Source organism: Streptomyces vinaceus, from assembly GCF_008704935.1.
GTDB lineage: Bacteria > Actinomycetota > Actinomycetes > Streptomycetales > Streptomycetaceae > Streptomyces > Streptomyces vinaceus.
Genome location: NZ_CP023692.1, coordinates 5,365,920 through 5,391,620, shown reverse-complemented (window position 1 = coordinate 5,391,620; position 25,701 = coordinate 5,365,920). Strand labels below are relative to the sequence as shown.

25 protein-coding genes and 1 riboswitch are annotated in these 25,701 nt (G+C 73.6%); of the genes, 15 read left to right on the top strand and 10 right to left on the bottom strand.

What is annotated here, in order from left to right; translation table 11 throughout:
- The first annotated feature begins 107 nt into the window (after nucleotides 1-107).
- From CP980_RS24310 to CP980_RS24300, 3 genes are read left to right on the top strand one after another with little or no spacing between them, the layout of a single operon-like run.
- Complete coding sequence (locus tag CP980_RS24310) at nucleotides 108-1,154, top strand: AAA family ATPase (RefSeq protein ID WP_132755915.1); 1,047 nt, start codon at nucleotides 108-110, stop codon at nucleotides 1,152-1,154.
- Entirely contained in the window at nucleotides 1,154-2,527 is a 1,374-nt protein-coding gene (locus CP980_RS24305) for a DUF58 domain-containing protein (protein WP_150529077.1), read from the top strand. The genes CP980_RS24310 and CP980_RS24305 overlap by 1 nt, the downstream gene beginning before the upstream one ends.
- Nucleotides 2,524-4,962, top strand: a complete 2,439-nt coding sequence (locus tag CP980_RS24300) for a transglutaminase TgpA family protein (RefSeq protein ID WP_150529076.1) — start codon at nucleotides 2,524-2,526, stop codon at nucleotides 4,960-4,962. The genes CP980_RS24305 and CP980_RS24300 overlap by 4 nt, the downstream gene beginning before the upstream one ends.
- Nucleotides 4,963-5,317: 355 nt before the next feature.
- On the opposite strand, the gene CP980_RS24295 is transcribed toward CP980_RS24300, so the two are convergent.
- From CP980_RS24295 to CP980_RS24285, 3 genes are read right to left on the bottom strand one after another with little or no spacing between them, the layout of a single operon-like run.
- Complete coding sequence (locus CP980_RS24295) at nucleotides 5,318-5,944, bottom strand: TetR/AcrR family transcriptional regulator (protein ID WP_229907399.1); 627 nt, start codon at nucleotides 5,942-5,944, stop codon at nucleotides 5,318-5,320.
- A gap of 44 nt (nucleotides 5,945-5,988) precedes the next feature.
- Nucleotides 5,989-8,073, bottom strand: coding sequence for a YhgE/Pip family protein (locus tag CP980_RS24290; RefSeq protein WP_150529075.1), 2,085 nt, complete (start codon nucleotides 8,071-8,073; stop codon nucleotides 5,989-5,991).
- On the bottom strand, nucleotides 8,045-8,917 hold the full coding sequence (locus CP980_RS24285; protein WP_150529074.1) for an ATP-binding cassette domain-containing protein: 873 nt from the start codon (nucleotides 8,915-8,917) through the stop codon (nucleotides 8,045-8,047). Before CP980_RS24285 ends, CP980_RS24290 begins: the two co-directional genes overlap by 29 nt.
- Nucleotides 8,918-9,113: 196 nt before the next feature.
- Between CP980_RS24285 and CP980_RS24280 the strand changes: the two genes are divergently transcribed.
- The 5 genes from CP980_RS24280 to CP980_RS24260 all read left to right on the top strand — a co-directional run bounded on the left by CP980_RS24280 (nucleotide 9,114) and on the right by CP980_RS24260 (nucleotide 13,397).
- On the top strand, nucleotides 9,114-9,596 hold the full coding sequence (locus CP980_RS24280) for an SAV_6107 family HEPN domain-containing protein (protein ID WP_132755903.1): 483 nt from the start codon (nucleotides 9,114-9,116) through the stop codon (nucleotides 9,594-9,596).
- A gap of 89 nt (nucleotides 9,597-9,685) precedes the next feature.
- On the top strand, nucleotides 9,686-10,444 hold the full coding sequence (locus tag CP980_RS24275; protein WP_123514894.1) for a methyltransferase: 759 nt from the start codon (nucleotides 9,686-9,688) through the stop codon (nucleotides 10,442-10,444).
- Nucleotides 10,445-10,751: 307 nt separating this feature from the next.
- Nucleotides 10,752-11,150, top strand: coding sequence for a DUF3040 domain-containing protein (locus CP980_RS24270; RefSeq protein ID WP_150529073.1), 399 nt, complete (start codon nucleotides 10,752-10,754; stop codon nucleotides 11,148-11,150).
- Nucleotides 11,151-11,284: 134 nt separating this feature from the next.
- On the top strand, nucleotides 11,285-11,920 hold the full coding sequence (locus CP980_RS24265) for a DUF4126 domain-containing protein (protein ID WP_132755901.1): 636 nt from the start codon (nucleotides 11,285-11,287) through the stop codon (nucleotides 11,918-11,920).
- A gap of 64 nt (nucleotides 11,921-11,984) precedes the next feature.
- Nucleotides 11,985-13,397 (top strand): phytoene desaturase family protein, encoded by a 1,413-nt coding sequence (locus CP980_RS24260; protein ID WP_189999103.1) that lies wholly within the window; start codon nucleotides 11,985-11,987, stop codon nucleotides 13,395-13,397.
- A gap of 76 nt (nucleotides 13,398-13,473) precedes the next feature.
- On the opposite strand, the gene CP980_RS24255 is transcribed toward CP980_RS24260, so the two are convergent.
- The 5 genes from CP980_RS24255 to CP980_RS24235 form a co-directional block, all read right to left on the bottom strand.
- Entirely contained in the window at nucleotides 13,474-14,442 is a 969-nt protein-coding gene (locus tag CP980_RS24255; protein ID WP_165937250.1) for a hypothetical protein, read from the bottom strand.
- A 51-nt stretch (nucleotides 14,443-14,493) separates the two neighbouring features.
- A complete protein-coding gene (gene metF, locus CP980_RS24250) occupies nucleotides 14,494-15,411 on the bottom strand; it encodes a methylenetetrahydrofolate reductase [NAD(P)H] (protein ID WP_132755899.1) in 918 nt (305 codons plus the stop codon).
- A 92-nt stretch (nucleotides 15,412-15,503) separates the two neighbouring features.
- Nucleotides 15,504-16,166 (bottom strand): thiamine phosphate synthase, encoded by a 663-nt coding sequence (gene thiE / locus CP980_RS24245; RefSeq protein WP_189999105.1) that lies wholly within the window; start codon nucleotides 16,164-16,166, stop codon nucleotides 15,504-15,506.
- 75 nt (nucleotides 16,167-16,241) lie between these two features.
- The gene (locus CP980_RS24240; protein WP_030863625.1) at nucleotides 16,242-16,607 is read right to left on the bottom strand and encodes an Rv2175c family DNA-binding protein; all 366 of its coding nucleotides are present in this window, start codon (nucleotides 16,605-16,607) and stop codon (nucleotides 16,242-16,244) included.
- A gap of 223 nt (nucleotides 16,608-16,830) precedes the next feature.
- Nucleotides 16,831-18,051 (bottom strand): NAD(P)/FAD-dependent oxidoreductase, encoded by a 1,221-nt coding sequence (locus tag CP980_RS24235; RefSeq protein WP_132755897.1) that lies wholly within the window; start codon nucleotides 18,049-18,051, stop codon nucleotides 16,831-16,833.
- 104 nt (nucleotides 18,052-18,155) lie between these two features.
- Nucleotides 18,156-18,268, top strand: a riboswitch (TPP riboswitch).
- Here CP980_RS24235 and thiO point away from each other — a divergent pair.
- The 6 genes from thiO to CP980_RS24205 all read left to right on the top strand — a co-directional run bounded on the left by thiO (nucleotide 18,266) and on the right by CP980_RS24205 (nucleotide 23,995).
- Nucleotides 18,266-19,453 carry a glycine oxidase ThiO gene (gene thiO, locus CP980_RS24230; RefSeq protein ID WP_132755895.1) on the top strand — a complete coding sequence of 396 codons (1,188 nt, stop codon included), beginning with the start codon at nucleotides 18,266-18,268 and terminating at the stop codon, nucleotides 19,451-19,453. It overlaps the preceding riboswitch by 3 nt.
- Nucleotides 19,450-19,650 (top strand): sulfur carrier protein ThiS, encoded by a 201-nt coding sequence (gene thiS / locus CP980_RS24225; RefSeq protein WP_030156043.1) that lies wholly within the window; start codon nucleotides 19,450-19,452, stop codon nucleotides 19,648-19,650. The genes thiO and thiS overlap by 4 nt, the downstream gene beginning before the upstream one ends.
- A 5-nt stretch (nucleotides 19,651-19,655) precedes the next feature.
- A complete protein-coding gene (locus tag CP980_RS24220; RefSeq protein ID WP_132755893.1) occupies nucleotides 19,656-20,450 on the top strand; it encodes a thiazole synthase in 795 nt (264 codons plus the stop codon).
- Nucleotides 20,451-20,571: 121 nt separating this feature from the next.
- The gene (gene pknB, locus CP980_RS24215) at nucleotides 20,572-22,506 is read left to right on the top strand and encodes a Stk1 family PASTA domain-containing Ser/Thr kinase (RefSeq protein ID WP_150529072.1); all 1,935 of its coding nucleotides are present in this window, start codon (nucleotides 20,572-20,574) and stop codon (nucleotides 22,504-22,506) included.
- A 15-nt stretch (nucleotides 22,507-22,521) separates the two neighbouring features.
- The gene (locus CP980_RS24210) at nucleotides 22,522-23,379 is read left to right on the top strand and encodes a deoxyribonuclease IV (protein ID WP_150529071.1); all 858 of its coding nucleotides are present in this window, start codon (nucleotides 22,522-22,524) and stop codon (nucleotides 23,377-23,379) included.
- Between the two features lie 82 nt (nucleotides 23,380-23,461).
- A complete protein-coding gene (locus tag CP980_RS24205) occupies nucleotides 23,462-23,995 on the top strand; it encodes a DUF4396 domain-containing protein (protein WP_150529070.1) in 534 nt (177 codons plus the stop codon).
- Between the two features lie 15 nt (nucleotides 23,996-24,010).
- Here CP980_RS24205 and CP980_RS24200 read toward each other — a convergent pair whose 3' ends face one another.
- Nucleotides 24,011-24,643 (bottom strand): sulfite oxidase-like oxidoreductase, encoded by a 633-nt coding sequence (locus CP980_RS24200; protein ID WP_150529069.1) that lies wholly within the window; start codon nucleotides 24,641-24,643, stop codon nucleotides 24,011-24,013.
- A gap of 211 nt (nucleotides 24,644-24,854) precedes the next feature.
- Between CP980_RS24200 and bfr the strand changes: the two genes are divergently transcribed.
- The gene (gene bfr / locus CP980_RS24195) at nucleotides 24,855-25,334 is read left to right on the top strand and encodes a bacterioferritin (protein ID WP_030863600.1); all 480 of its coding nucleotides are present in this window, start codon (nucleotides 24,855-24,857) and stop codon (nucleotides 25,332-25,334) included.
- Nucleotides 25,335-25,366: 32 nt separating this feature from the next.
- On the opposite strand, the gene CP980_RS24190 is transcribed toward bfr, so the two are convergent.
- The gene (locus tag CP980_RS24190; protein ID WP_030863597.1) at nucleotides 25,367-25,606 is read right to left on the bottom strand and encodes a (2Fe-2S)-binding protein; all 240 of its coding nucleotides are present in this window, start codon (nucleotides 25,604-25,606) and stop codon (nucleotides 25,367-25,369) included.
- Between the last annotated feature and the right edge of the window lie 95 nt (nucleotides 25,607-25,701).

The following is a 25,701-nucleotide window of genomic DNA, read 5'->3' as shown; positions in this document are numbered from 1 at the left end:
ATGCGGGAAGACGTCGCCCGGAAAACCGTCCGGTCCGGCGTCCGTATCGGGGTGGGCCGGAGTGCGCCAGTGGCGTCGGCCCTGCGGAAAGGGCCGAGGAGAACCAGGTGACGACGTATGACGACCGAGCGAGCCATGGGGGCACCCCCGGTCGAGCGCAGTCGAGACTGGGGGATGATCTGACGGCCACGGCGGAGCGGGTGCGCCGCTCCGTCGAGAGCGTGATCGAGGGCAAGCCTGAGGTCGTCCGCATCGCGCTGACCGTGCTGCTCGCCGAGGGCCACCTGCTGATCGAGGACGTCCCCGGCGTCGGCAAGACCATGCTCGCCAAGACGCTGGCGAAGTCCATCGACTGCTCGGTGCAGCGCATCCAGTTCACCCCGGACCTGCTGCCCTCCGACATCACCGGCGTCAGCATCTACGACCAGCAGCGCCGCGAGTTCGAGTTCAAGCCCGGCGCGATCTTCGCGCAGATCGTCATCGGCGACGAGATCAACCGCGCCTCGCCGAAGACCCAGTCGGCGCTGCTGGAGTCGATGGAGGAGCGCCAGGTCACCATCGACGGCACGACGTACACGCTGCCGAGCCCGTTCATGGTGGTCGCCACCCAGAACCCGGTGGAGATGGAGGGCACCTACCCCCTCCCCGAGGCCCAGCGCGACCGCTTCATGGCCCGCGTCTCCGTCGGCTACCCGAGCCCCGACGCCGAACTCCAGATGCTCGACGTGCACGGCGGGATCTCCCCGCTGGACGACCTCCAGGCCGTCGCGCACGCCGACGACATCGTCAAGCTCATCGAGGCCGTCCGCGAGGTGTACGTCGCCGAGCCCGTACGGCGCTACGTCGTGGACCTGGTCTCCGCGACCCGCAGCCACCCGGACCTGCGCCTGGGCGCCTCGCCCCGCGCCACCCTCCACCTGCTGCGCGCCGTGAAGGCCTCCGCCGCCCTGTCCGGTCGGGACTACGTGCTGCCCGACGACGTGCAGGCGCTGGCCGCCCCCGTCCTCGCGCACCGGCTGCTGCCCACCGCGCAGGCCCAGCTGAACCGGCGCACCGCCGAGCAGGTCGTCCACGACATCCTCCAGCGCACCCCCGTCCCCGCCGCGCACTCCCGCGGCGAGATGCCGCCCGGCGCGGGCATCCGGGGCTTCTGATGAGCGCCGGTGCCCCGCGCGGCGCCGGCGGCGCGAGCACGGGCCGGGGCGCCGGCGGGCTGCGCGCCTCGCTGTCGGGGCTGACCACCCGCGGCCGGTCCTTCCTGGCCGCCGGGGTCGCCGCCGCGCTCTGCGCGTACGTGCTCGGCCAGGGCGAACTGCTCCGGGTCGGGCTGCTGCTCGCCGTCCTGCCGCTGCTGTGCGTCCTCGCCCTGCACCGCACCCGCCACCGGGTCTCCGGCAGCCGCCGGCTGACCCCGATGCGGGTGCCCGCGGGCTCCGAGGCCCGGGTCCAGCTGCGCATGGAGAACGTCTCCCGGCTGCCCACCGGACTGCTGATGCTCCAGGACCGGGTGCCGTACGTCCTCGGCCCCCGGCCCCGCTTCGTCCTGGACCGGGTCGAGCCGGGCGGGCGCCGCGAGGTCTCCTACCGGGTCCGCTCCGACCTGCGCGGCCGCTACCCTCTGGGCCCGCTCCAGCTGCGGCTGACCGACCCCTTCGGGCTGGTCGAGCTGACCCGCTCGTTCAGCACGTACGACACGCTCACCGTCATCCCGCGCACCGAGGCGCTGGCCCCGGTCCGGCTGACCGGCGAGACCTCCGGCTACGGCGACGGCAGCCGCCGCTCGCTGGCCCTGGCCGGGGACGACGACGTGATCCCGCGCGGCTACCGGCGCGGCGACGACCTGCGCCGGGTGCACTGGCGCTCCACCGCCCGCTACGGCGAGCTGATGGTGCGCCGTGAGGAGCAGCCCCAGCGCAGCAAGGCCACCGTCCTGCTGGACACCCGCGGGACCGGCTTCGACGGCGCCGGACCGGACTCCGCGTTCGAGTGGGCCGTCTCCGGGGCCGCCTCGACCCTGGTGCACCTGCTCGAACAGGGCTTCTCGGTGCGGCTGCTGACCGACTCGGGGACCTCGGTGCCCGGCGACGGCAGCGGCTTCACCTCCGGCGGCCAGGAGTCCGCGGAGGCGGCCGGGCTGATGATGGACACCCTCGCGGTGGTCGGGCACTCCGACGGCGCCGGCCTGACCCGCGCGTACGACGCCGTGCGCAGCGGCGGCGGCCACGGGGGCGGGGGCTTCGGCGGAGCCGGCGGTGACGGGCTCCTCATCGCCTTCTTCGGGGACCTGGACGACGTACAGACCGAGGTGGCGGCCAAGATGCGCGGGCGCTGCGGGGCCGCGGTGGCCTTCGTCCTGGACTCCGCGCAGTGGGCCGGGCGGCCCTCGCGGGCGCGGGCGCGGGTGGGCCGGCTGCGCGACACGGGCTGGACGGCCCTGGCCGTGCCGCCCGGGGTGGCGTTCGGGGAGCTGTGGCGGCAGGCCGGGAACGCTCCGCTCGGCACGGGTACCTCCGGAGGTTGGGGATGAGCGGGCGGGCGCGCGTGACGCTCTTCGCGGTGCTGGCGACGCTGCTCACCTCGTGGTCGCTGGCCGCGCTGGTGGACTCCTCGTTCTGGGTGCTGGAGGCGGGGGTCCTGCTGGCCGTGCAGGGGGCGGTGGGGGCCGGTGCCCGGCGGGTGCCGCTGGGGCGCACGCTGACCGTGGCCTCACAGGTGCTGGTGTCGCTGCTGGTGCTGATGTTCCTGTTCGCGGGCAAGGGCGAGTCCACCGGGTCCGGGCCGATGGCCTACCTCGTGACGGACTTCGGCGCCCTGTTCCGGCGGGGCGTCGCCGACGTCGGCGAGTTCGCGATCCCGGCGCCTCTGACGGACGGCATCCGGCTGCTGCTGCTGTCCGGGGTGCTGCTGATCGGGCTACTGGTGGACCTGCTGGCGGTGACCTTCCGGACCGCCGCGGCGGCCGGGCTGCCGCTGCTCGCGCTGTACTCGGTCGCGGCGGGGCTCTCCGGCGGGGCCGGGGCCTCGTGGGTCTCCTTCCTGCTGGCCGGCTGCGGCTACCTGTTGCTGCTGCTGTCCGAGGGCCGCGACCGGCTCGCCCAGTGGGGCCGGGTCTTCGGCGCGGCCCCGAGCCCGCGGGCCTCTTCGGGCACGGGGTACGGGGGCCTCGGCGCGGCCTCGGACCGGGCGCTGGCTCCCGTACGGACCGGGCGGCGGATCGGCGCGGTGGCGCTGGGCATCGCGCTGGCGGTGCCGGCGGCGCTGCCCGCGCTCGGCGGCGGGCTGCTGGGCGCGCAGGGCGGCGAGGCCGGGGACGGCGGCACCGGGGTCGGCGGGACGATCTCGGCGGTCAACCCGCTGGTCTCCCTCCAGGGCAGCCTGAACGCCCAGGACAACCGGGTGGTGCTGAAGTACCGCACGGACAGCCCGCAGCTCGGCGAGCAGTACCTGCGGATCCTCGCGCTGGACGAGTTCAACGGCGTCAAGTGGGAGGCCTCGGGGCGGGCCCTGACCGACGTGCCGGAGCGGCTGCCGGCCCCGCCGGGGCTGAGCGGTCAGGTCCGGCAGACGGCGGTCGAGGTACGGACGAGCATCTCCGCGGCGGACACGTACGCGCAGCGCTACCTGCCGATGCCCTACCCGGCGACGTCCGTGGACATCCCGGGCAAGTGGCGGTTCGAGCCGGCCGGCCGGACCCTGGTCGGCGACCAGCTGGGCCGGGACAGGTTCCAGAACGTCCAGGGCGCGATGTACACGGTGCGCAGCCTGCTGCTGCGCCCGACGGCGGAGCAGCTGCAGTCGGCGCCGGCGCCGGACCCGCTCGTCAAGGCCGAGTACACGAAGATCCCCGACAATCTGCCGGCGGTGGTCGCCGACACGGCCCGCCAGGTGACGAAGGGCGCGAAGGACGACTACGCACGGGCGGTGAAGCTCCAGGACTACTTCGCCGTGACCGGCGGCTTCCGCTACGACACGAAGGTGGCCTCGGGCACGGGCTCGCAGGCCATCGCACGGTTCCTCGCCGACAAGGAGGGGTTCTGCATCCACTTCGCGTTCTCGATGGCGGCGATGTCGCGCTCGCTCGGGATCCCGGCGCGGGTGGCGGTCGGGTTCACGCCCGGCGAGAAGCAGTCGGACGGCAGCGTGAACGTCTCGATGCGGGACGCGCACGCCTGGCCGGAGCTGTACTTCGAGGGCGTGGGCTGGACCCGGTTCGAGCCGACGCCGCGCCAGGGGATCTCGGTCCCGGACTACTCCCGGGCCGAGGTCCCGGCGGCCCAGCCGTCCGCGCCGACGGCGCTGCCCTCGACGGGCGCGGCGCAGCCGTCGGCGGCGCCCTCGAAGGCCGAGGACTGCCCGCCGGAAGCGAAGAAGCTGGGCGAGTGCGGGGTCGCGGCGCCGCAGCCGAAGGGGGGTTCCGGCGGCGGCGGGCCCTCGCTGGTCGGCGTGCTGGGCTGGACCCTGCCGGTCCTGGCCCTGCTGGCCCTCCCGCTGCTCCCGCTGCTGTGGCGGACGCGGCTGCGGGGGCGCCGGCTGGCGACGGGGCAGGTCCTGGAGGCGTGGACCGAGCTGTCCGACGCCGCCTGGGACGCGGGCATCCCCCCCGACGAGGCCCTGTCCCCGCGCCGGGCCGCGGCGAGGGTGGTGGAGCTGGGCCGGCTGACGCCGGAGGCGGCGGACGCGGTGCACCGGGTGGCGGAAGCGGTGGAGCGTTCGCTGTACGCCCCGCCGGGCACGGAGGCCGCGTACGAGGGCCTGGGGACGGACGTCCTGCTGGCCCGCGCCGCCCTGCTGGCCGGGCTCGACCGCCGCTCCCGGGCCCGCGCGGAGCTCCTGCCCCGCTCGGCGGCGCGCCTGCGCTGGTCGGCGGCGGCCCGCTGGTCGGCCGTGACGGCGGCCCTCGCGGCCCGGCTGGCCCCGGTCTCGGCGCTGCTGTCGCGCCTCCCCCTCAGGGGCCGCGGCTGACGGGGCGGGGCCCGGGCCCCGCCCCGTCGGCCGCCCCGCCCCGCGGGCGGACGCGGAACGGCGACGCGAAACGGCGGGGCTCGTTCCCCCCGAGCCCCGCCGCACCGCGCCGCACACCGGCACAGGTACCCGGTCCGCACCGGCCGCCCCGTGTCGGCGGTCCGGACCGGGTCCCCGTCCGTATCCCCAGTCTGGCGTTCGCGCAGGTCGGGGCCATCCGCGCGCGTACTCATCTCCGCGACTAGGTACGCGTACTCACGCGGAGCGGACGGCGCCCCCAGTTCTACGCGGTCCCGGCACCCCGCGGCACCGCCGATCGGGGGTCACCCGGGGCCGCTGCCCCCCGGGAGACCCCTCAGCGGTTCCCGCTGACCCGGCCCCGCAGCAGCAGCGACAGCGCCGAATGCACGTCGTCCAGCGACCGCTCGCTCTGGAACGACTGCCAGTCCAGCGCGGCCACCAGCACCATGCCCACCATCGCGGCGGCGGTCAGCGGCACGTCGATCTCCGCGCTGAGCTCCCCCCGCTCCACGCCCTCGCGCAGCACCGTCTCCACGACGGCCACCGCCTCCCGCCGGACCACCATCAGCGTGGACTGCCACGCCCGGTTGGTCCGCCACAGCTCGGCGACGTAGAGCTGGGTGAAGGCCGGGTACCGGTCGATGAACACCAGACCCGCCCGGATCATCGCGTCGAGCGCCTCCACCCGGGTGCCGCCCCGCCGTTCCGTCTCCTCGGCCGCGTCGCGCAGCGAGGCCGTCAGCAGCCCGACCCCGTGCCGCAGGAGTTCCTCGAAGAGTTCGTTCTTGCTCGCGAAGTTGTAGTAGACGGTGCCCTTCGCGACCCCCGCCCGCTCGGCGATCTCGTCGACCGTGGTCGCGGAGAAGCCCTGCTCGGCGATGAGGGTGACGGCCGCCTCGTAGAGCTTCTGGCGGGTCGCCTGCCGGCGGCCGCCGGCGGTACCGGTGCTGCTGCGTTCCATGGCGCTGATTCTCACAGGTCAACCGATCTCTGCGGGCCCGGTCCCTACAGGCTCAGTTCGGGGTGGAGCCGGTCCATCGTCCACACCTGCTTGCCGCGGGCGGCGAGCGCGGTGAGGGCGAGCGATCCCACGGTGAACGCGGCCAAGACCGCGCATCCGACCCAGACCCGGGTGAGGTCGCCGCCGGAGATGAGCCGGCGCAGTCCGTCGACGATGTAGGTCATCGGCAGGTACGGGTGGATCCAGTTGAAGAAGGCGGGGCTGGTCTGAACGGGGTACGTACCGCCCGCCGAGGTCAGCTGGAGCATCAGCACGACGAGGACGAGGATCCGGCCGGCGGCCCCGAACTTCGCGTTGAGCCACTGGACCATCGCCGCGAAGCAGGCGGTGGCCAGCGCGAGGAAGCCGATGGCGAGCGCGGGACGCTCCAGCTCCAGGCCGAGGCCCCAGTGGAGTACGGACATCAGCGCGAGGACCTGGAGGACGCCGATGCCCACCACCGGCAGCCAGCCGGCGACGGCGATCCGCCAGGACGAGGCGCCGGCGGCCAGGGCGCGGCGGTTCAGCGGGGCGATGAGCATGTAGGCGACCATCGCGCCGACCCAGAGGGAGAGCGGGATGAAGTACGGGGCGAAGCCGGTGCCGTAGTTGGGCGCCTTGTGCAGGGACTGGTTGGCCAGCTTGACCGGGTCGGCCATCACCTGGGTGCGGGCGTCGCGCTGCTGCTGGTCGTAGTCCGGGATCTTGCCGACGCCGTCGTGCAGACCGCCGGCGAGTTCGCCGGTGCCGTCGACGAGCTTGTACATGCCTCCGTCGAGGCGGTGGGCCCCGTCGCCGAGCTTGCCGACGCCGTTGCCGAGGGCCTCGGAGCCGTCGGTGGCCTTGCCGAGGCCGGTGTGGAGCTGGCCCATGCCGGTGGCGACCTTGTGGGCGCCGGAGTTGAGGGCATTGACCTGGGCGACGGCGGCGTCGAGCTTGGAGGAGAGGGCGGGGGCGTCGGCGGCGAGGGCGCGGGCCTGCTTCTCCAGCTGGGTCAGCTGCCGCTTGAGCTGGTCGAGGTCGCCGCCCGCGTCCTTGACCAGGGTGTTGACGTCTCCGGCGAGCAGGGCGGCCTCGGCGGCGTCGTCCTTGAGCTTCTTGAGCTGGGGGCAGGTCGCGGGCACCGGCGTGGTGCCCGCCGTGCAGGTCTTGGCGTAGACGTCGGAGGCGCCGGTGGAGACGCGCCGGGTGACCGCGGCGGCCGCCGGGGCCTTCTTCGCGAAGGTGTCCAGGTGGTTGTTGACGACCTTGGCGGTGTCCGCGACGAGCAGGGCCGTGTCGGTGATCTGCTGGGGGTCCTTCAGGAAGGGCTTGGCCTGGGAGGCGGCGCCGCCGACCTTGTCGGCGAGGGTCTGGGTGCCGTCGGCGATGTCCTTCGTACCCGACTCCAGCTTGCCGGCGGCCGCGTCGAGCTTCTTCAGCCCGCCGGTGATCTCCCCGTTCTTCTCCTCGACGGTGTCGAGGCCGTCGGCGATCTCCTTGGCCCCCTGCTGGGCCTTGCCGGCGCCGTCCTTGAGCTGGTCGGCGCCGTCGGCGGCCTCGGCGGTCTTGTCGTGCAGGTCGGAGAAGGAGACGAAGATCTTGTCGAGGAAGCCGCGGGAGGCGTTGGCGGACGCCGCGGAGCGGACCTCGGAGAAGACGGTGCGCGAGATCGACCCGACGATGTAGTTGTTCGCGTCGTTCGTACGGACCTGCAGGGCGCTGGTCGTGGGGTCGTCACCCGCGCTCGAAGTGATCTTGGTGCTGAAGTCCGCGGGCATGGTGAGGGAGAGGTAGTACTTCCCCTTCTCCACCCCGTCGGCCGCCTCCTCGGCGCTGACCTCGCGCCAGTCGAAGGTCTTGCTGTCGTGGAGCTTCCTGGCGATCTCGTCGCCGGCGTCGAGGCGCTTGCCGTCGACGGTGGCCCCCGTGTCCGCGTTGACGAGGGCGACGGGCACCTTGTTCAGGTTCTTGTACGGGTCCCAGAAGGAGCACAGGTACAGCGCCCCGTACAGCAGCGGCAGCAGGAGCAGCGCGATGAGAGCGGCGACGGGCAGCTTCCCCCGCCCGAACCGCTTCAGCTCAAGCGCGGCCAGCTTCGGCGAGCGCATCGTCCGCCCCCTTCTCGGTGTCTTCGGTGGCATCGGTGTCTTCGGTGGCCTCGGCGGCCTGGGTCTCTTCGGCGGCTTCGGCGGCCTGGGTCTCTTCGGCGGCTTCGGGCTCTTCGGCCGTGTCGCCCGGGCCCGGGGCGGCGGCCTCGGCGGCGCCGGTGCGCAGGACCGTCACGTCGTCCGGGGCCTCGCTGCACACCGCGAGGACGGTGGTCCCGGCGGCGGCGATCGAGCGGAGCAGCGTCCAGGCCTCGGCGCGTTCGGCGTCCGAGAGCTTCAGGTCCAGGTCGTCGAGGGCCAGCAGGCGCGGTGCGCCCAGCAGGGCGATGGCCACGGACAGCCGGACCGCCTCCAGCCGCTCCAGGTCCCGTACGGAAGTGCGCTCGCCCTTGGGCAGGGTGGCGAGGTCCAGCCCGGCGGCGGCCAGGGCGGTGTCGATCCGGGCCCGGGCTGCCGTGCGGCGCTCGCCGCGCGGGCGCAACAGGGCGCGGACGGGGCCCTCGTAGCGGCGCTGGAGCAGGGCGCCCTCGCGCAGCTGCTCGGCGACGGTGAGGGACTGGTCGAGCTCGTTGACCCCGGTGACCGGGCCGAGGGCGGCGATCCGGCGGACCGCGCTCAGGTGCCGCGGCAGCCGGTGGCCGGCGATCTCGGCGTGGCCCTCGGTGGCCTTCATACGTCCGGTGAGGGCCAGGAGGAGGCAGGTCCGGCCGCTGCCCGAGGGGCCTTCCACGGCGATGAGCGAGCCGGGCCCGGCGTCGAGGCGCACGTCCCGGAACACCCAGCCGCGCGGCCCCTTGAGTCCGAAGTCCTCGGCCCTGACGGCCGCTCCGTGCGGGCTGTCCACGCCGCCCCCTCCTTCTTTTGAACTGACTGGTCAGTTCAAAAACTAGCACCATCGCTCGCACCTCGCTTGCCCAGGGGGGCAGTTGACCGGACATCGGGGGAAAAGCCGCAGGTCAGCGAGATTGTCAGTGGCGACCGTCACGATGTGGGTAGGAACAAACACAGACACAGCAGTACGCAACGACAGGAGGTTCGTCATGGCCACACCGTCCCCGTCCCCTGTCCACCCCGTCCCGCGCAGGTCGGCGGCTCCGCCGGCCGCGCTCGACCTGCTCGCCAAGGCCCGGTCCGGCCTGGCCGAGGCGGCCCAGCTGGACCGGCCGGGCGAGCGGTACGCCACCGCCCACCTCGCCGCGCTGCGCACCGCCGCGGCCGTGCTCGCCGCGCGCGGGAAGCCGGAGCCGGTGGGCCCGAGGCGCCGGCCCCGGATCCGCAGCGCGTGGGAGGTACTGCCCGAGATAGCCCCGGAGCTGTCGGAGTGGAGCGCCCTGTTCGCCTCCGGCGCCGACCGCCGGGCGCGGGCCGAGGCCGGGATACCGGACGCGGCGACGGACCGGGACGCGGACGATCTGGTGCGCGCCGTGGAGATGTTCCTGCGGCTGGTGGAGCGGATGCTCGCCCTCCAGCCGGTGGCTCCGACGCTGCCGCAGCCCCGGCCGGGGCATCCGGACGCGGGCTGAGCTGGGCGGGGTGACCGGCACGGCTGCGCGCAGGCAATAGGGTGGGGCTCGCATCTCCCACCCCTTGTCGCGCCGAGGAGCCATCAGCCGTGTCGGACACTTCCCGCCCCCGTGCCTCCCTTCGCACCGCCGTGGTGTGGGAGGTCCTCAAGGAGGCCCTCGACCGCCGGGTGAAGGCGACCGGGCGGGACGTGCTGGACGTGCTGGACACCGGCGGCGGCACCGGCAAGTTCGCCGTGCCGGTGGCCCGGCTCGGCCACCGGGTGACCGTGGTCGACCCCAGCCCGAACGCGCTGTTCGGGCTGGAGCGCCGCGTCGCCGAGGAGGGCGTGGCCGACCTGGTCCGCGGGGTCCAGGGCGACGCCCAGGGCCTGCTGGAGGTCGTCGAGCGCGACGCGTACGACGTGGTGCTCTGCCACGGCGTGCTGGAGTACGTGGACGACCCGGCCGAGGGCGTGGCCAACGCGGTCGCAGCCCTGCGCCCCGGCGGCACGCTCAGCCTGCTCGCCGCCGGCCTCGGCGGGGCGGTGCTGGCCCGCGCCCTCGCCGGCCACTTCACCGAGGCCCGTACGGCGCTCACCGACCCGGCCGGCCGCTGGGGCGCGGGCGATCCGGTACCGCGCCGCTTCACCGCCGAGCAGCTCGCCGCCCTGGTCGGCGGGGCCGGCCTGGAGGTCGGCTCGGTGCACGGGGTCCGCGTCTTCGCCGACCTCGTCCCCGGAGTCCTGGTCGACACCGAGCCGGGCGCGGTCGAGGCGCTGCTGCGCCTGGAGGAGGCCGCCGCCGAGCTGCCCGCCTTCCACGCGGTCGCCACGCAATTGCACGTCCTCGGCGGCAAGCCCGCTTGATCTGCGCGGTTCCGCTCAGGGAGTACGCCGGACACCCTCCGTTCAGCCGGTGGGCCCCGTATGATCGTGACCAGTGACCGGCATGGTGGTCGGGCCAGTGGGGAATAAGCGCCTCATGACCGTCCACCCGGCGGTACGGTTTCGCGCAAGGTTTTGCTCGGGCGGCGCCTTTCGGGGCGGTGCCTTTTCGGGGCAGTGTTTTTGTAACCTCGCGTAGAGGGCGGGTATCACGGGGGCGATTCCCCGCCTATCCTGAAGGGGACCCCTGGTCGCTACCCCCCGCGACCGACGGATGAGGAGGACTCCCGTGCCGCTCTCGGAGCACGAGCAGCGAATGCTCGAGCAGATGGAGCGAGCGCTGTACGCCGAAGATCCCAAGTTCGCGACAGCGCTTGAGGGAAGCGGACTGCGTACGTACACCCGGCGACGGGTCTACCAGGCAGTCGCAGGCATTGTGGTGGGTATCGCGCTCCTCATGACCGGTGTGATCATTCCGAACGTACTCTGGGTCAGCGTGGTGGGATTCCTCGTCATGCTCGGCTGTACGGTCCTCGTGGTCACCGGTTGGCGCAAGGCACCCAAGCCTGGCGAGCAGCCCGTCTCCGGCAGTGCAGGCGGTTCGGCCCACGGCCGGAACCGGCAGCGTCGGTCGATGATGACCCGCATCGAGGAGCGGTGGCAGCGCCGCCGCGACGAACAGGGGTAGTAGAAGCCCCCCGCAGACACGGGTGAGGGGACGGCCGCCGTACGGCGGCCGTCCCCTCACGGCTCTCCCGCGCCGCTGCGCCCCGTCCGCCCGATCGCCCGTGCCGCGGCCCGGTCCTGCGGCATGATGGCCCGGTGAGTGTGCTCCCCCTGGTCTTCACCAGCGGCTGGGCCAGCGGGATCAACGCCTACGCCGTGGTCCTGCTGCTCGGCGTCTTCGGCGCGACCGGACTGACCGACGAGGTCCCGGCGTCCCTCCAGCGCACCGACGTGCTGATCGTCGCCGGCGTGCTGTTCCTCTGCGAGGCCGTCGCCGACAAGATCCCGTACGTGGACTCCGTCTGGGACGCGGTGCACACCGTGATCCGCCCGGTGGCCGGAGCGGTGGTCGGCGCCCTGCTGGCCGGCCAGAGCGGATCGCTCTCCGACCTCGCCGCCGGCGCGATCGGCGGTTCCACCGCGCTGGCCAGCCATTTCGTCAAGGCCGGCACCCGCATGGCCGTCAACACCTCACCGGAGCCGTTCAGCAACATCGTGCTGAGCGGCGCCGAGGACCTGGGCGTCGCCGGCATCGTCACCTTCGCGATGTTCAACCCCCAGGCCGCCGCGGTCATCGCGGCCGTCCTGCTGGCCGCGGGTCTGGCCATACTCGTCTTCCTCTGGAGCCGGATCCGCCGCTTCCTGCGCCGAAGGGCACAGCACCGCGAGGAGAAGCGGCTCGCGGCCCAGGAGCGCGAGGCCGCCGCGCGGGCCGCGGTACCCCCCCGCTGACCTCGACCGACCTCCCCCCGACCTCCTCCGGCCCGCCCCGGTCCCTCTCGATAGGGTCATCCGCATGGCACGAATTGCGGTGATCGGCGCCGGCATGGGCGCGATGGCTACGGCGGCCCGGCTGGCCGTGGCGGGGCACCAGGTGACGGTGTACGAGCGCGGGTCCACCTACGGCGGCTCCGTCGGCCGGTACGAGCGGGACGGCTTCGCCTTCGACACCGGCCCCGGCCTGCTGCACCTGCCCGCCGTCTACCGCGACCTGTTCGTCAAGACCGGCAAACGGCCCCTGGAGGACTGCGCCGAGCTGGTCCAGGTGGACCCCGCCCTGCGGCACGTCCTCGCCGACGGCACCACCGTCACCCTCCCCGGCGGCTCGCGCGGCGGCGCCGCCGCCGTCCTCGACGAGGCCTTCGGCGCGGGAGCCGGCGAGCGCTGGAACTCCGTCCTGGGCCGGGCCCGGGACGCCTGGAACGCCACCCGCCGCCCCCTGCTGGAGGAGCCGCTGCGCCCCGACTGGCAGGTGCTGGGCAGGGACCCGTACCCGGCGGTGCGGGGGAGCGGCCTGCTGCGCCGCCGCCCGCCGACCCTCGCCGAAGTGGCCGGCCGGGAGCTGGGCGGCCGGCTCGGCGAGCTGCTCACCGCGCGGGTGCGGGCGTACGGGATCGACCCGGCCACCGCGCCCGCCTCGGCGGCCGTGCTCCCGTACATGGAGCAGACCTTCGGCAGCTGGTACGTGCGCGGCGGGATGCGGACCCTGGCCACCGCCGTGTACGAACGCTGCCTCGAACGGAAGGTCGCCTTCGTCTTCGACACGCCCGTACGGGAGGTCCTGGAGCGGGACGGCCGGGCGGCCGGGCTGGTCCTGGCCGACGGGTCCGGGGCCACCGCGGACTTCGTGGTCTGCGGGGCCGACCCGCGGCAGCTGCGGGCCCCGCTGCCCGCCGGCGGCGCCCCGGCCCGCGGGCCGGGCGTGGCGGGCCGGACCACCCTGCTGCTCGCGCTGCGCGGAGCGCGCCCGGCGGACGCCGTCCACCGCACCCTGGTCCACTCCCCCGCCGCCCAGGTGACCGTGCTGCGCCCCGACGACCCCGCCGGGCGGCCCGACGCGGACCACGAGGCGATCACCGTGAGCGCCCCGTGCGGCCTTGAGGGCGCCTCTGCGCCCCCCGCGGAGGCCCTGCTGGACCTGGCGGCCCGGGCGGTGCCCGGACTGCGTGAGCGGCTGCTGTGGACGCACGAGCGCACGCCGGCGGACATCGAGGCGGACACCGGCGCGCTGGGCGGCGCGGTGCCCCCGCCCGCGCTCGCCGGAGCGGGCGGCGCGATGCTCTACCCCGCCAACACCACCGCCCTGCCCGGGCTGTTCCTCGCGGGAGGCTGGGCGCACCCCGGCGGCGGCCTCGCGCACGCGGGGATGACCGGAGCCCTGGTGGCCGGGCTGATCGTGGAGGGCGCCGGGTTCCGCGGCTCCCAGTGACGGCGGAGCCCCCGGGGGGAGTTCCCCCCGGGGGCTCACGTGCGCGCCGGCACGCCGCGCGGGTGTCCGTCGTGCCTCAGTAGCGGTACTGCTCGTACTCGCCGGTGCCCTGGTACGGGTACTGCTGCGGTTGTTGTTGCTGCTGCTGGTACGGGTACGGGTTCTGCTCGTCTCCGGAGTAACCCGGGGCGCCCCCCTCGGTGGAGCGCTGCTGCGGCACCCACACCCCGCCGGGCGGGGTGTCCATCGAGTACTGCTGCTGGCCGCCCGCGTACGGGTCGCCGGCCGCGTAGCCGGCGTAGGGGGCGTAGTCGTACGGCTGTTGCGGGATCACGGCCCCGCCGGTGCCGATGTACGGGTCCGAATAGGCGGCGTAGACCTGCTGTTCGCCGCCCGCCGGATAGCCCGCGGAGTAGTCGTAGCCGCCCTGGCCCTGCGGGTCGTAGCCCTGGGCGCCGTAGGAGGCGGCGTACTGGTGGGCGTCCTGCTCGGCCGTGGCGAACGGCGAGGCGAACGGCGCCGTCCGGCCCGCGTCGGCGGTGGGGGCGAAACTCTGTATCCCGTACGAGCCCGTGTCCTCGGGCAGCGGCTCCGGGCTGTAGAACTCCTCGGCCCCGGACCGGAACTGGGGCTCCGGAGGTGCCTGCTCGGACGCGTCGGCCCGGTCGGCGGCCTCGGCGTCCGGCGCCGTGCCGTCGGGCCCGTACTCCAGCGCGGTCACCTCCAGCGCGGGCTCGGGCCGCGCACCGCCCGCCCGGCGGCGCCGGGTCCGCTGCCGTACGGGCTCGCCGCCGCGGCGCAGCGCCCAGCCGGCCTCGAAGCCCTTGCGGAAGGAGAGCGTCACCAGGGTCTGGCCCACGGCGAACGCAGCCGCGCCCAGGCCGATGACCGGCACCGACGGCAGCACCACCCCGGCGACCACACCGAGGAACCCGGCGAACGCGAGCAACCGCCAGCGCAGCCGGGCCTTGTACTGCATCAGGACCTCGGCAAGCAGCCACAGCGCGACGAAACCGAACGCGATGTAGAGGACCGTCATTCCCATGCGTGGCACCTCTCGGTACGGCCGACCGCCCAGGAAACGGGGGTCGGCCGATCAGGCCCGCTGGTGCAGGCCCAGGTTCTCGTAGATCTCGAGAGTCGCCGTGGAATTGTTCAGCGTGATGAAGTGCAGCCCCGGGACACCCTCGGACAGCAGCCGCGCGCAGAACTCCGTGGCGAACTCGATCCCAATGGAGCGTACAGCGGCTGCATCGTCCTTGACGGCGAGCATGCGCTCTTTCACGGCTGCGGGGAAGACTGCGTTGCTGAGTTGTGGCAGCCGGTCGAGCTGCTTGATGCCCACAACAGGCATGACCTCGGGGATGATCGGGGTCTCGCAGCCCGCCTTCTGGGTGCTGTCGCGCAGCCGCAGATAATTCTCCGGATCGAAGAACATCTGGGTGATCGCATAGTCCGCGCCTGCGCGGCACTTGTCCACGAAGTGCCGGATGTCCGTGTCCCAGTCCTCCGAACGCGGGTGCATGTCGGGGAAGGCCGCGACGCCCACGCAGAAGTCTCCGGACTCCTTCAGCAGCCGGACCAGGTCGGCGGCGTAGTGCACGCCCTCGGGGTGCGCGACCCAGGGAGCCATGGGGTCGCCGGGCGGGTCGCCGCGCAGGGCCAGCATGTTGCGGATGCCGGCGTCGGCGAACTGGCCGATCACGTGGCGCAGCTCGGCGACGGAGTGGTCGACCGCGGTGAGGTGCGCGACGGGGGTCAAGGTGGTGTCGGCGGCGATCTCCTGGGTGGCCTTGACGGTGCCGCCGCGGGTGGAGCCGCCGGCCCCGTAGGTCACGGAGACGAAGCTGGGGCCCACCGCCTCGATCCGGCGCAGCGCGTTCCAGAGGTTGCGCTCGCCCTTCTCCGTCTTGGGGGCCCAGAACTCGAAGGAGTACGACGGGCTCCCGGACGCCAGCATGTCGCGGACCGTGCGTGCGCGGTCCGTGCGGGTGGAAGCGGTACCAAGGGCCATACGGGCAGGTTAGACGTGCCTTCGCGGTCTCCGAAGCCGTGTCCGCCTTTTGGACACGTTTTTGGACACCTGCACGGACGGCCGGCGGAGCCTTAGGCGGAAACGCGGTCCCGGACCCGCTTGGCCAGGTCGGCGGCGGCCGCGCCGGGGTCGGAGGCCTCGGTCAGCGCGCGGACGACCACGATGCGGGTGGCTCCGGCGTCGAGGACCTCGTCGAGGTTGCCCGCGTCGATGCCGCCGATGGCGAACCAGGGGCGGGCGGGGGCCAGCGAGGCCGCGTACCGGACCAGTCCGAGCCCGGGGGCGTACCGGCCGGGCTTGGTGGGGGTGGGCCAGCAGGGGCCGGTGCAGAAGTAGTCCACGCCCGGTTCGGCGACGGCGGCGTCGACCTCGGACTCGGCGTGGCAGGACCGGCCGACGAGCACGGACTCGCCGAGGATCGCGCGGGCGGCGGGCACCGGGATGTCGCCCTGGCCCAGGTGCAGGACGTCGGAGCCGATGGCGTGCGCGACGTCGGCGCGGTCGTTCACCGCGAGGAGCCGGCCGTGGCGGCGCGCGGCGTCCGCGAACACCTGGAGGTGTTCGAGCTCCTCACCGGCCTCCATGCCCTTGTCGCGCAGCTGGACGATGTCCACCCCGCCGGCCAGGACCGCGTCGAGGAACTCGGGGAGGTCCCCCTGCCGCTTGCGGGCGTCCGTGCACAGGTAGAGCCGGGCGTCGGGCAGCCGTGCGCTCGCGGAGACGATGGCGGACATGGGTACCCCCCGGGGTGGATGCGGTGCACGGGCCGTCCGGGGCCCGCGCACCGCGGTGGGATCAGGCGGCTCGGGTCAGAGGGCGAGCGCCTGAGCGCGGCGCTTCACCTCCGTGCCGCGATTCTCGCTCAGCGCCTGCGCGGGGGTGCCGGGCAGGGTCGGGTCCGGGGTGAACATCCACTCCAGGATCTCCTCGTCGGAGAAGCCGTCGTCGCGGAGCACGGTCAGGAGGCCGGGCAGGCCCTTGACGATCTTGTCGCCGTCGATGAAGGGGGCGGGCACCTGGAGCGAACGGTTCTCGCCCCGGCGTACGGCGATCAGCTGACCTTCCTTGACCAGCTGGCGGACCCGGGTCACTTCGATGTCGAGCATCTCGGCGATGTCGGGTACGTACAGCCAGGCGGGGACAAGGGCGTCGATCTTTGCGTCAATCTCGGTCACGGGCACAAGCCTGCCACCTCGGACCGACACCCGGTACCCGAGCCGACCCGTCCGGGTCCCCGCACCCGGCCGGACGGGCCCGGCCCCCTGAAGGGCTGGGGGCGCTTGGCGCCTGGCGCCTCGCCGATCGCGGGCCGGGCTCGGGCCGGGCTCGCACCCCTGATCCGGCCCGATCGGCAGGGCACCCCCAGACCGGCGCCTGGACCGGCGCCTGGACCGGCACCTAGACCAGCGCCGATTTCAGCGGGACCGCGGGATCGGCGACCTTGGCCGGGTCCACCGGCGCGCCCGTCTCGATCAGCTTCCGCCCCTGCGCCAGGTCACGCGGCCGCCCCACCGCCAGGACCGCGGCCAGCGCGCCGCCCCGGAGCCAGCACACCGACCAGCCCGCCTCGGCGGGGTCCCCGCGCCACAGCAGTTCGTCGGCGTCCGCGTGGTGCCCCGCGTACTGGACGAACCGCCCGAACTGCTCCGACCAGAAGTACGGCACCGGGTCGTAGACCTGGAGCGCCTTGCCCGCCACGATGTTCGCCGCGACCACCCGGGGCCCCTGGAGGGCGTTGTCCCAGTGGTGGACCAGCAGCCGCGCCCCGTAGCGGGCCGAGGGGAACGACGCGCAGTCGCCGACCGCGTACACCCCGGGCAGTCCGGTCCGCAGGTACTCGTCCGCCGCGACGGCGCCGTCCGGCCCGAGCTCGACCCCCGAGTCCGCGAGCCACCGGGTGGCCGGCCGGGCCCCGATGCCCACGACCACCGCGCCCGCCGGCAGCTCCCGCCCGTCCGCGAGCAGGACCCGCCCGGACTCCACCGAGGAGACCTTGGCGCCGGTCAGCAGGGCGGCCCCGGCCTCCTCGTACCAGTGGGCCATGGGGGCCGCCACCTCCGCGGGCAGCGCCCCGGCCAGCACCCGGTCGGCCGCCTCGACCACGGTCACCGCGCAGCCCGCCTCGCGGGCCGCGGTGGCGAACTCGGCGCCGATCCAGCCCGCCCCGACCACCACGGTCGCCGGGGTCCGCGCCAGCACCGGCCGCAGCCGGGCCGCGTCGTCCAGGGTGCGCAGCAGGTGGACGCCGGGGACGCCCTCGGACCCGGGCAGGGTCAGCGGTTCGGCGCCGGTCGCCAGGACGAGGAGGTCGTACGGGACCGGGCCCGCCTCGGTGTCCAGCTCGCGCTCGGCGGCCCGCAGCCCGGTCACCTCCACCCCGAGCCGGAGCACGATGTCGAGCCCCTCGAAGTCCACGTCGAACGCGGAGTCCTCGGCCTTGCCGAGCAGCACCGCCTTCGACAGCGGGGGCCGGTCGTACGGCTGGTGGGGCTCGGCGCCCAGCAGGGTGATCGGGCGGCGCCACCCCTGCTCCCGCAGCGCGACCGCGGTCTGCACCCCGGCCATTCCGGCGCCGACGATGACGACGCCGCTCTGAGTCTGTTCCGTCTGCTCGCTCACACCGCCCAGCCTAGCGATCTGACACCTCGTCAGGAACAGTGGCCCGGCGCGGCGGCCGGGGAGGCAGCCTTACCCGCCCCCGGCGGCGGGGTTAGGCTGGCGCCCGTACCTATCGCGGGAGTCCGGGCGGACCGGGCTGAGAGGGAGGCTGAGCGGCCTCCGACCGTACGAACCTGATCCGGGTCATGCCGGCGAAGGGAGGGGCTGGACGCCCATGCACTCATCTCGGAACGGATCCCCCGGGTCCCCGGGGGCCGACGTCCTCGTCGTCGGGGGCGGGATCATCGGCCTGGTCACGGCCTGGCGGGCGGCCCGGCACGGGCTGCGGACCGTACTCGCCGATCCGGCGCCCGGCGGCGGCGCCGCGCAGGTCGCCGCCGGCATGCTCGCCGCCGTCACGGAGCTGCACTACGGCGAGGAGACCCTGCTGGGGCTCAATCTCGCCTCCGCCGCCCGCTACCCGGAGTTCGCCGCCGAGCTGGCCGAGGCCAGCGGCGGGATGGACATCGGCTACCGCGCCTGCGGCACGCTCGCCGTCGCCCTCGACGCCGACGACCGGCTGCACCTGCGCGAACTGCACGCCCTCCAGCGCCGCTGCGGCCTGGAGTCCGAGTGGCTCACCGGTCGCGAGTGCCGCCGCCTGGAGCCGATGCTGGCCCCCGGCGTACGGGGCGGGCTGCGCGTGGACGGCGACCACCAGGTCGATCCGCGCCGGCTGGCGGCCGCGCTGCTCGCCGCCTGCGAGAGGGCCGGGGTGGAGATCCGCCGGGCGGCCGCGCAGTGCCTGCTGACCGCCGCGGACCGGGCCGTCGGCGTACGGCTCGACGACGGCACGGAGCTGCGCGGCGACCAGGTGGTGCTGGCCGCGGGCTCGCTCAGCGGCAAGCTGGCCGGGGTACCGGCGCGGGCGCTGCCTCCCGTACGGCCCGTGAAGGGCCAGGTGCTGCGGCTGGCGGTGCCGGCGGCGTACGCGCCCTTCCTCTCGCGGACCGTACGGGCGGTGGTCCGCGGCAGCCACGTCTACCTGGTGCCGCGCGAGAACGGCGAGCTCGTCATCGGGGCCACCAGCGAGGAACTCGGCTGGGACACCACGGTCACCGCGGGCGGGGTGTACGAACTCCTGCGCGACGCCCACGAGCTGGTGCCCGGCATCACCGAACTGCCGCTGACCGAGACCCGGGCCGGGCTTCGGCCCGGATCCCCGGACAACGCCCCTCTGCTCGGCCCGACCGAACTGCCCGGCCTGCACGTGGCCACCGGGCACTACCGCAACGGGGTGCTGCTGACCCCGCTCACCGGCGACGTGATGGCGCAGCTGCTGACCACCGGCACGGTGCCGGAGATCGCCCGCCCGTTCACCCCCCGCCGGTTCTCCGCCGCACGTCAGGAGTCGTACGCATGACCATCTCCGTCAACGGCGAGCCGCGCGAGATCGCGGCCGGCACCACCCTCGACGCGGTGGTCGCCACCTTGACCGCGGCGCCGTCCGGCGTCGCGGCCGCACTGAACGAGACCGTGGTCCCGCGCGGACAGTGGCCGCTCACGCCGGTGGGCGAGGGCGACCGGGTCGAGGTCCTCACCGCGGTACAGGGGGGCTGAGCGCGATGGCTGACGACGCTTTCGTGCTGGCCGGCCGGACCTTCTCGTCCCGTCTGATCATGGGGACGGGCGGGGCGCCGAGCCTGGACGTCCTGGAACGGGCGCTGGTCGCGTCCGGTACGGAGCTGACGACGGTGGCGATGCGGCGGCTGGACCCGTCGGTCCAGGGCTCGGTCCTGTCGGTGCTGACGAGGCTGGGCATCTCCGTGCTCCCGAACACGGCGGGGTGCTTCACCGCGGGCGAGGCGGTGCTGACGGCGCGCCTCGCGCGGGAGGCGCTGGGCACCGACTGGATCAAGCTGGAGGTGGTGGCGGACGAGCGGACGCTGCTGCCGGACGGCGTGGAGCTGCTGGACGCGGCGGAGACCCTGGTCGACGAGGGCTTCACCGTCCTGCCCTACACCAACGACGACCCGGTCCTCGCCCGCAAGCTGGAGGACGTGGGCTGCGCGGCGATCATGCCGCTGGGGTCGCCGATCGGGTCGGGGATGGGGATCCGCAACCCCCACAACTTCGAGCTGATCGCGGAGCGGGCCGGGGTCCCGGTCATCCTGGACGCGGGCGCGGGCACGGCCTCGGACGTGGCGCTGGCGATGGAGCTGGGGTGCGCGGCGGTGATGCTGGCCTCGGCGGTGACCCGGGCGCAGTCCCCGGTCCTGATGGCGGCGGCCATGCGCGACGCGGTGTCGGCGGGCCGGCTGGCGCACCGCGCGGGCCGCATCCCCCAGCGCCGCTTCGCGCAAGCCTCCTCCCCGACCGAGGGCCGAGCCACCCTGGACCCGGAACGCCCGGCGTTCTGAGGAGGGCGGGCGGAGCACGGGGCCCGCACCGCGGGCCTCGTGCGGGCCGTTCATGTCACGGCTGCGCTGCAAGCGTGGACGCCCCGGACGGCCCGAACGGCCCGGCTCGTAGAATCGCCGGGTGGACACGACCCTGGATGACCCCCTCGTCGGGCAGACACTCGACGGCCGCTACCGCGTCGACGCGCGCATCGCGGCCGGCGGCATGGCGACGGTCTACCGGGCCGTCGACACCCGTCTCGACCGCGTGCTCGCCCTCAAGGTGATGCACCCGGCGCTCGCCGCCGACGCCGGCTTCGTCGACCGCTTCATCCGCGAGGCCAAGTCCGTCGCCCGCCTCGCGCACCCCAACGTCGTCGCCGTCTTCGACCAGGGCACCGACGGGCCGTACACGTACCTCGCCATGGAGTACGTCTCCGGCTGCACGCTGCGCGACGTGCTCCGCGAGCGCGGCGCGCTCCAGCCGCGCGCGGCCCTCGACATCCTGGAGCCGGTCCTCGCCGCCCTCGGCGCCGCCCACCGCGCCGGGTTCGTCCACCGTGACATGAAGCCCGAGAACGTCCTGATCGGCGACGACGGCCGGGTCAAGGTCGCGGACTTCGGCCTGGTCCGCAGCGTCGACACCGTCACCAGCACCACCGGCGCCGTCCTGGGCACCGTCTCCTACCTCGCCCCCGAGCAGATCGAGAACGGCGTCACCGACACCCGCGTCGACGTCTACGCCTGCGGCGTCGTCCTGTACGAGATGCTCACCGGCTGCAAGCCGCACACCGGCGGCACCCCCGCCCAGGTGCTCTACCAGCACCTCCACGAGGACGTGCCGCCGCCGTCGGCCGCGGTCCCGGGGCTGCCCGGCGTGCTGGACCAGCTCGTCACGTACGCCACCGCCCGCGATCCGGAGTTGCGGCCCACCGACGCCGCCGGGCTGCTCGGGCTGACGCTCGACGCCCGCGCGCTGCTCGGCGAAGCCGAGCTGGACGCGGTGCCGCCGCAGGCGCGGGCAGAGCAGCGGAACGCCGCCGAGGACCGCACCAGCGTGATCCCGCGGCCCCTCGCGGCGCAGCCGCCCGTCGACCGGACGTCCCGGCTGGAGCGCCCGGAAGCCGCCGCGCCCGCGCAGAGCCACGCCCAGGCGCCGCTCCCGCCGCGCTCGCGCGGCCCGCGCCGACCGCGCCGCGCCACCCTGCTCGTCGTCGTGGGCGTGCTGCTCGCGCTGGGCATCGGCACCGGGGTCTGGTACATCAACTCCGGCCAGTTCACCAAGGTCCCCAACCTGCTCGGGAAGACCGAGGCCCAGGCCAGGTCGGAGCTGTCGGCGGCCGGCCTCGGGGTGAAGCGGATCGACCGGAAGTTCAGCGACGCCTTCGACCGCGGGACGGTGATGAACTCCGACCCCGAGAGCGGCAAGCGCATCCGCGGCAACGGCGCGGTGGTGCTCACGGTCTCGCGCGGCCCGGAGGTCGTCTTCGTCCCCGACGTGAAGGGCAAGCCGCTGGACGACGCGAAGGCCGAGCTGGTCAAGAGCGGTCTGGCGCCGGGGCTGGTGACGCAGGCGTTCAGCCAGGACGTCGCCCAGGGCTCGGTGATCTCCACCGATCCGGCGGGCGGCCAGAAGCGCTCGCCGGACACGGCGGTCGCGATCGTGGTCAGCAAGGGCCGACCGCTCCAGGTGACGAACGTGGTCGGACGCCCCCTGGACCAGGCGCGGGCCGCCCTCCAGGATCTCGGCCTCAAGGTCGAGACGGCCCCCGAGCAGGTCAACTCGCCGTTCCCGGCCGGTACGGTCGCCAACCAGTCGGTCGGCGCCGGCTCCCAGGCCGCGACCGGCGACACGGTGACGCTCACCGTGTCCAAGGGACCCCGGCTGGTCCCCGTCCCGCCGGTGGTCGGCCAGGAGGCGGACGTGGCCCGCAAGACGCTGGAGGCGGCCGGTTTCAAGGTGAAGGTGGAGCGGCCGCTCATCTCCTTCAGCAACACGGTGGACGCCCAGTCGGTGCCGGGCGGCCAGAGCGCGCCCGAGGGCAGCACGATCGTCGTGCGGACCAAGGGGCTGTAGGGGATGGAACGGGCCATGCGCAACCCCGTGGGCGGGCACGTCCCCGTCGCCGGCGGACTCGCCTCGGTGGGGCTGACGTACGCGCGCGAGATGGGCGCCGAGGCCGTACAGGTCTTCGTCGCCAATCCGCGCGGCTGGGCCACCCCGGTCGGGAACCCGGCGCAGGACGAGCTGTTCCGCAGCCAGTGCGCCGAGGGGGCGATCCCGGCGTACGTGCACGCCCCGTACCTGATCAACTTCGGCTCGCACACCGAGGCGACGGTGGAGAAGTCGGTGGAGTCGCTGCGGCACTCGCTGCGCCGCGGCCGGGAGATCGGCGCGCTCGGGGTGGTCGTGCACACGGGCTCGGCGACCGGAGGGCGCCCGCGCGAGGCGGCGTACGCGCAGGTCAGGGAGTACGTGCTGCCGCTGCTGGACGAGCTGACGCACGAGGACGACCCCTTCTTGCTGCTGGAGTCCACGGCCGGGCAGGGCTCCTCGCTGTGCTCGCGGACCTGGGACTTCGGTCCGTACTTCGAGGCGCTCGACCACCATCCCAAGCTGGGGATCTGCCTGGACACCTGTCACGTCTTCGCCGCCGGGCACGACCTGGCGGAGGCGGGCGGGACGAAGCGGACGCTGGACCTGCTGGTGGACACGGTCGGCGAGGGTCGGCTGAAGCTGATCCACGCGAACGACTCGAAGGAGGGCGTGGGCTCCCACAAGGACCGCCACGCCAACATCGGGCAGGGCCGCATCGGCCGGGACGCGTTCGCCGAGCTGTTCGCGCACCCCGCGATGGAGGGCGTACCGCTGATCACCGAGACGCCGGGCGGGAAGGAGGGCCAGGCGGCGGACGTGGCCCTGCTGAAGGAACTGCGCGAGCTCCGCTGACCACGGCGGGAATACCCCTAGGGGGTATACGGTTCTGCTGTACGCAGGCAGGCCGCTTTCCGGCGTTCCCCAGGGGGTCGCGATGGACCACGTACACGGACACTCACACGCACACGCACACGAAGAGCACCAGCCGGACCACCGGCACCACGACGACGGCCGCGGCCACGGCGGCCACGACGGACCGAGCTGGGCCACGGCCGCCCGGGCCACCCTCCACTGCCTGACCGGATGCGCCGTCGGCGAGGTGCTCGGCATGGTCATCGGCACGGCACTGGGCTGGGGGAACGTACCGACGGCGGTCCTGGCGATCGCCCTGGCGTTCTTCTTCGGCTACGCGCTCACCCTGCGCGGGATCCTCGCCGCCGGCGTGGACCTGCGCACGGCCGTCCGGGTGGCGTTGGCGGCGGACACTCTTTCGATCGCCGTCATGGAGCTGATCGACAACGGAGTGATCGCGCTCTGGCCCGGAGCGATGGACGCGCACCTCTCGGAGGCGCTGTTCTGGATCGCGCTGGCGCTCTCGCTCGCGCTCGCCTTCGTGGTGACGACCCCGGTCAACAAGTGGATGATCGGCCGCGGCAAGGGCCACGCCGTCGTCCACCGGTACCACTGATCCGCCGGACACGCCCTAGAGCTCGGGGCCGTCCCCCGGTTCCTCCTGGTACGAGTAGCGCTGCTCGCGCCAGGGGTCGCCGATGTTGTGGTAGCCGCGCTCCTCCCAGAAGCCGCGGCGGTCGGCGGTCATGTACTCGATGCCCCGGACCCACTTCGGGCCCTTCCACGCGTACAGGTGCGGGACCACGAGCCGGACCGGGAAACCGTGCTCGGCGGTGAGCAGTTCGCCGCCTTCGTGGGTGGCGAACACGGTCCGGTCGGAGGCGAAGTCGGCGAGGCGCAGATTGGAGCTGAAGCCGTACTCGGCCCACACCATCACGTGCGTGACCTGCGGCGACGGCGGCGCCAGGGCGAGTATGTCCCGGGCGAGGACCCCGCCCCACTCGGCGCCCGGCATGCTGAACTTCGTCACGCAGTGCAGATCCGCTACGACCGAGGCGAACGGCAGCGCCGTGAACTCCTCGTGGTTCCAGCAGTGCTTGTCACCGTCGGCGGTGGCCCCGAAGACACGGAACTCCCAGCGGTCCGGCTTGAACTTGGGGACCGGGCCGTAGTGGGTGACCGGCCAGCCTCGCTGCAGCCGCTGCCCCGGAGGAAGCTCCAGTTGCTCTGCTCCCGGAGATTCCCGGCTTTCCGGCTGACCCATGACTCCATGGTGACAGACGCCGCAGGGTGGTCACGACCAGGTAGGCCCTATACGGGCAACTCACACCAACTCACACTAAGGAGGCACTTACTGGACGGCCCCCTGCGGCGGTGCAAGGATGCGCGCACTCCCCCAGTCGCGGCTGGGGCGACATCCGCGATACCCCCCAGCCCCGTCACGTAGCTGACATTGCCTGGAAGGAGCCTCTGCGATGCAGGGCGACCCCGAGGTCCTCGAGTTTCTGAACGAGCAGTTGACCGGCGAGCTCACGGCGATCAACCAGTACTGGCTCCACTACCGGATCCAGGACAACAAGGGTTGGACGAAGCTCGCGAAGTACACGCGTGAAGAGTCCATCGACGAGATGAAGCACGCGGACAAGATCACCGAGCGCATCCTGATGCTGGACGGGCTGCCGAACTACCAGCGACTCTTCCACGTACGGGTCGGCCAGACCCTGACGGAGATGTTCCAGGCGGACCGGCAGGTCGAGGTCGAGGCCATCGACCGCCTCAAGCGCGGTATCGAGGTGATGCGCGGCAAGGGCGACGTGACCTCGGCGCGCCTCTTCGAGGAGATCCTGGGCGACGAGGAGCACCACATCGACTACCTCGACACCCAGCTGGAGCTCATCGAGAGCATCGGGGAGCCGCTCTACATCGCGCAGCTGATCGAACAGCCGGAGAGCTGAGCCCACGCCCCTCGGCGCGGCTTCCGCGAGCCCTACGCGGCTTCCGCGAGCTCCGGGTCGGCGGCGAGCACGGCGGCCGCGTTGCCCTTCTCCAGCAGCTCCCGGCGCGGGCAGGCCCCGCGGCCCAGGATGCCCTGGATGGTCCGCACGCAGGATCCGCAGTCGGTGCCGGCCTTGGTGACGGAGGCGATCTGGCGGGGGGTACAGGCCCCGGCGGCCGCGTGGTCCTTGACCTGCTTGTCGGTGATCCCGAAACAAGAGCAGACGTACACGCGGTTCACCTCCCTGACAGGAATGGTCTTTGCAGCCATCCCCTATTCGGTGAGGCTTACCTAACCGTACCTAAAGTGAGGCTTGCCTAAAACCC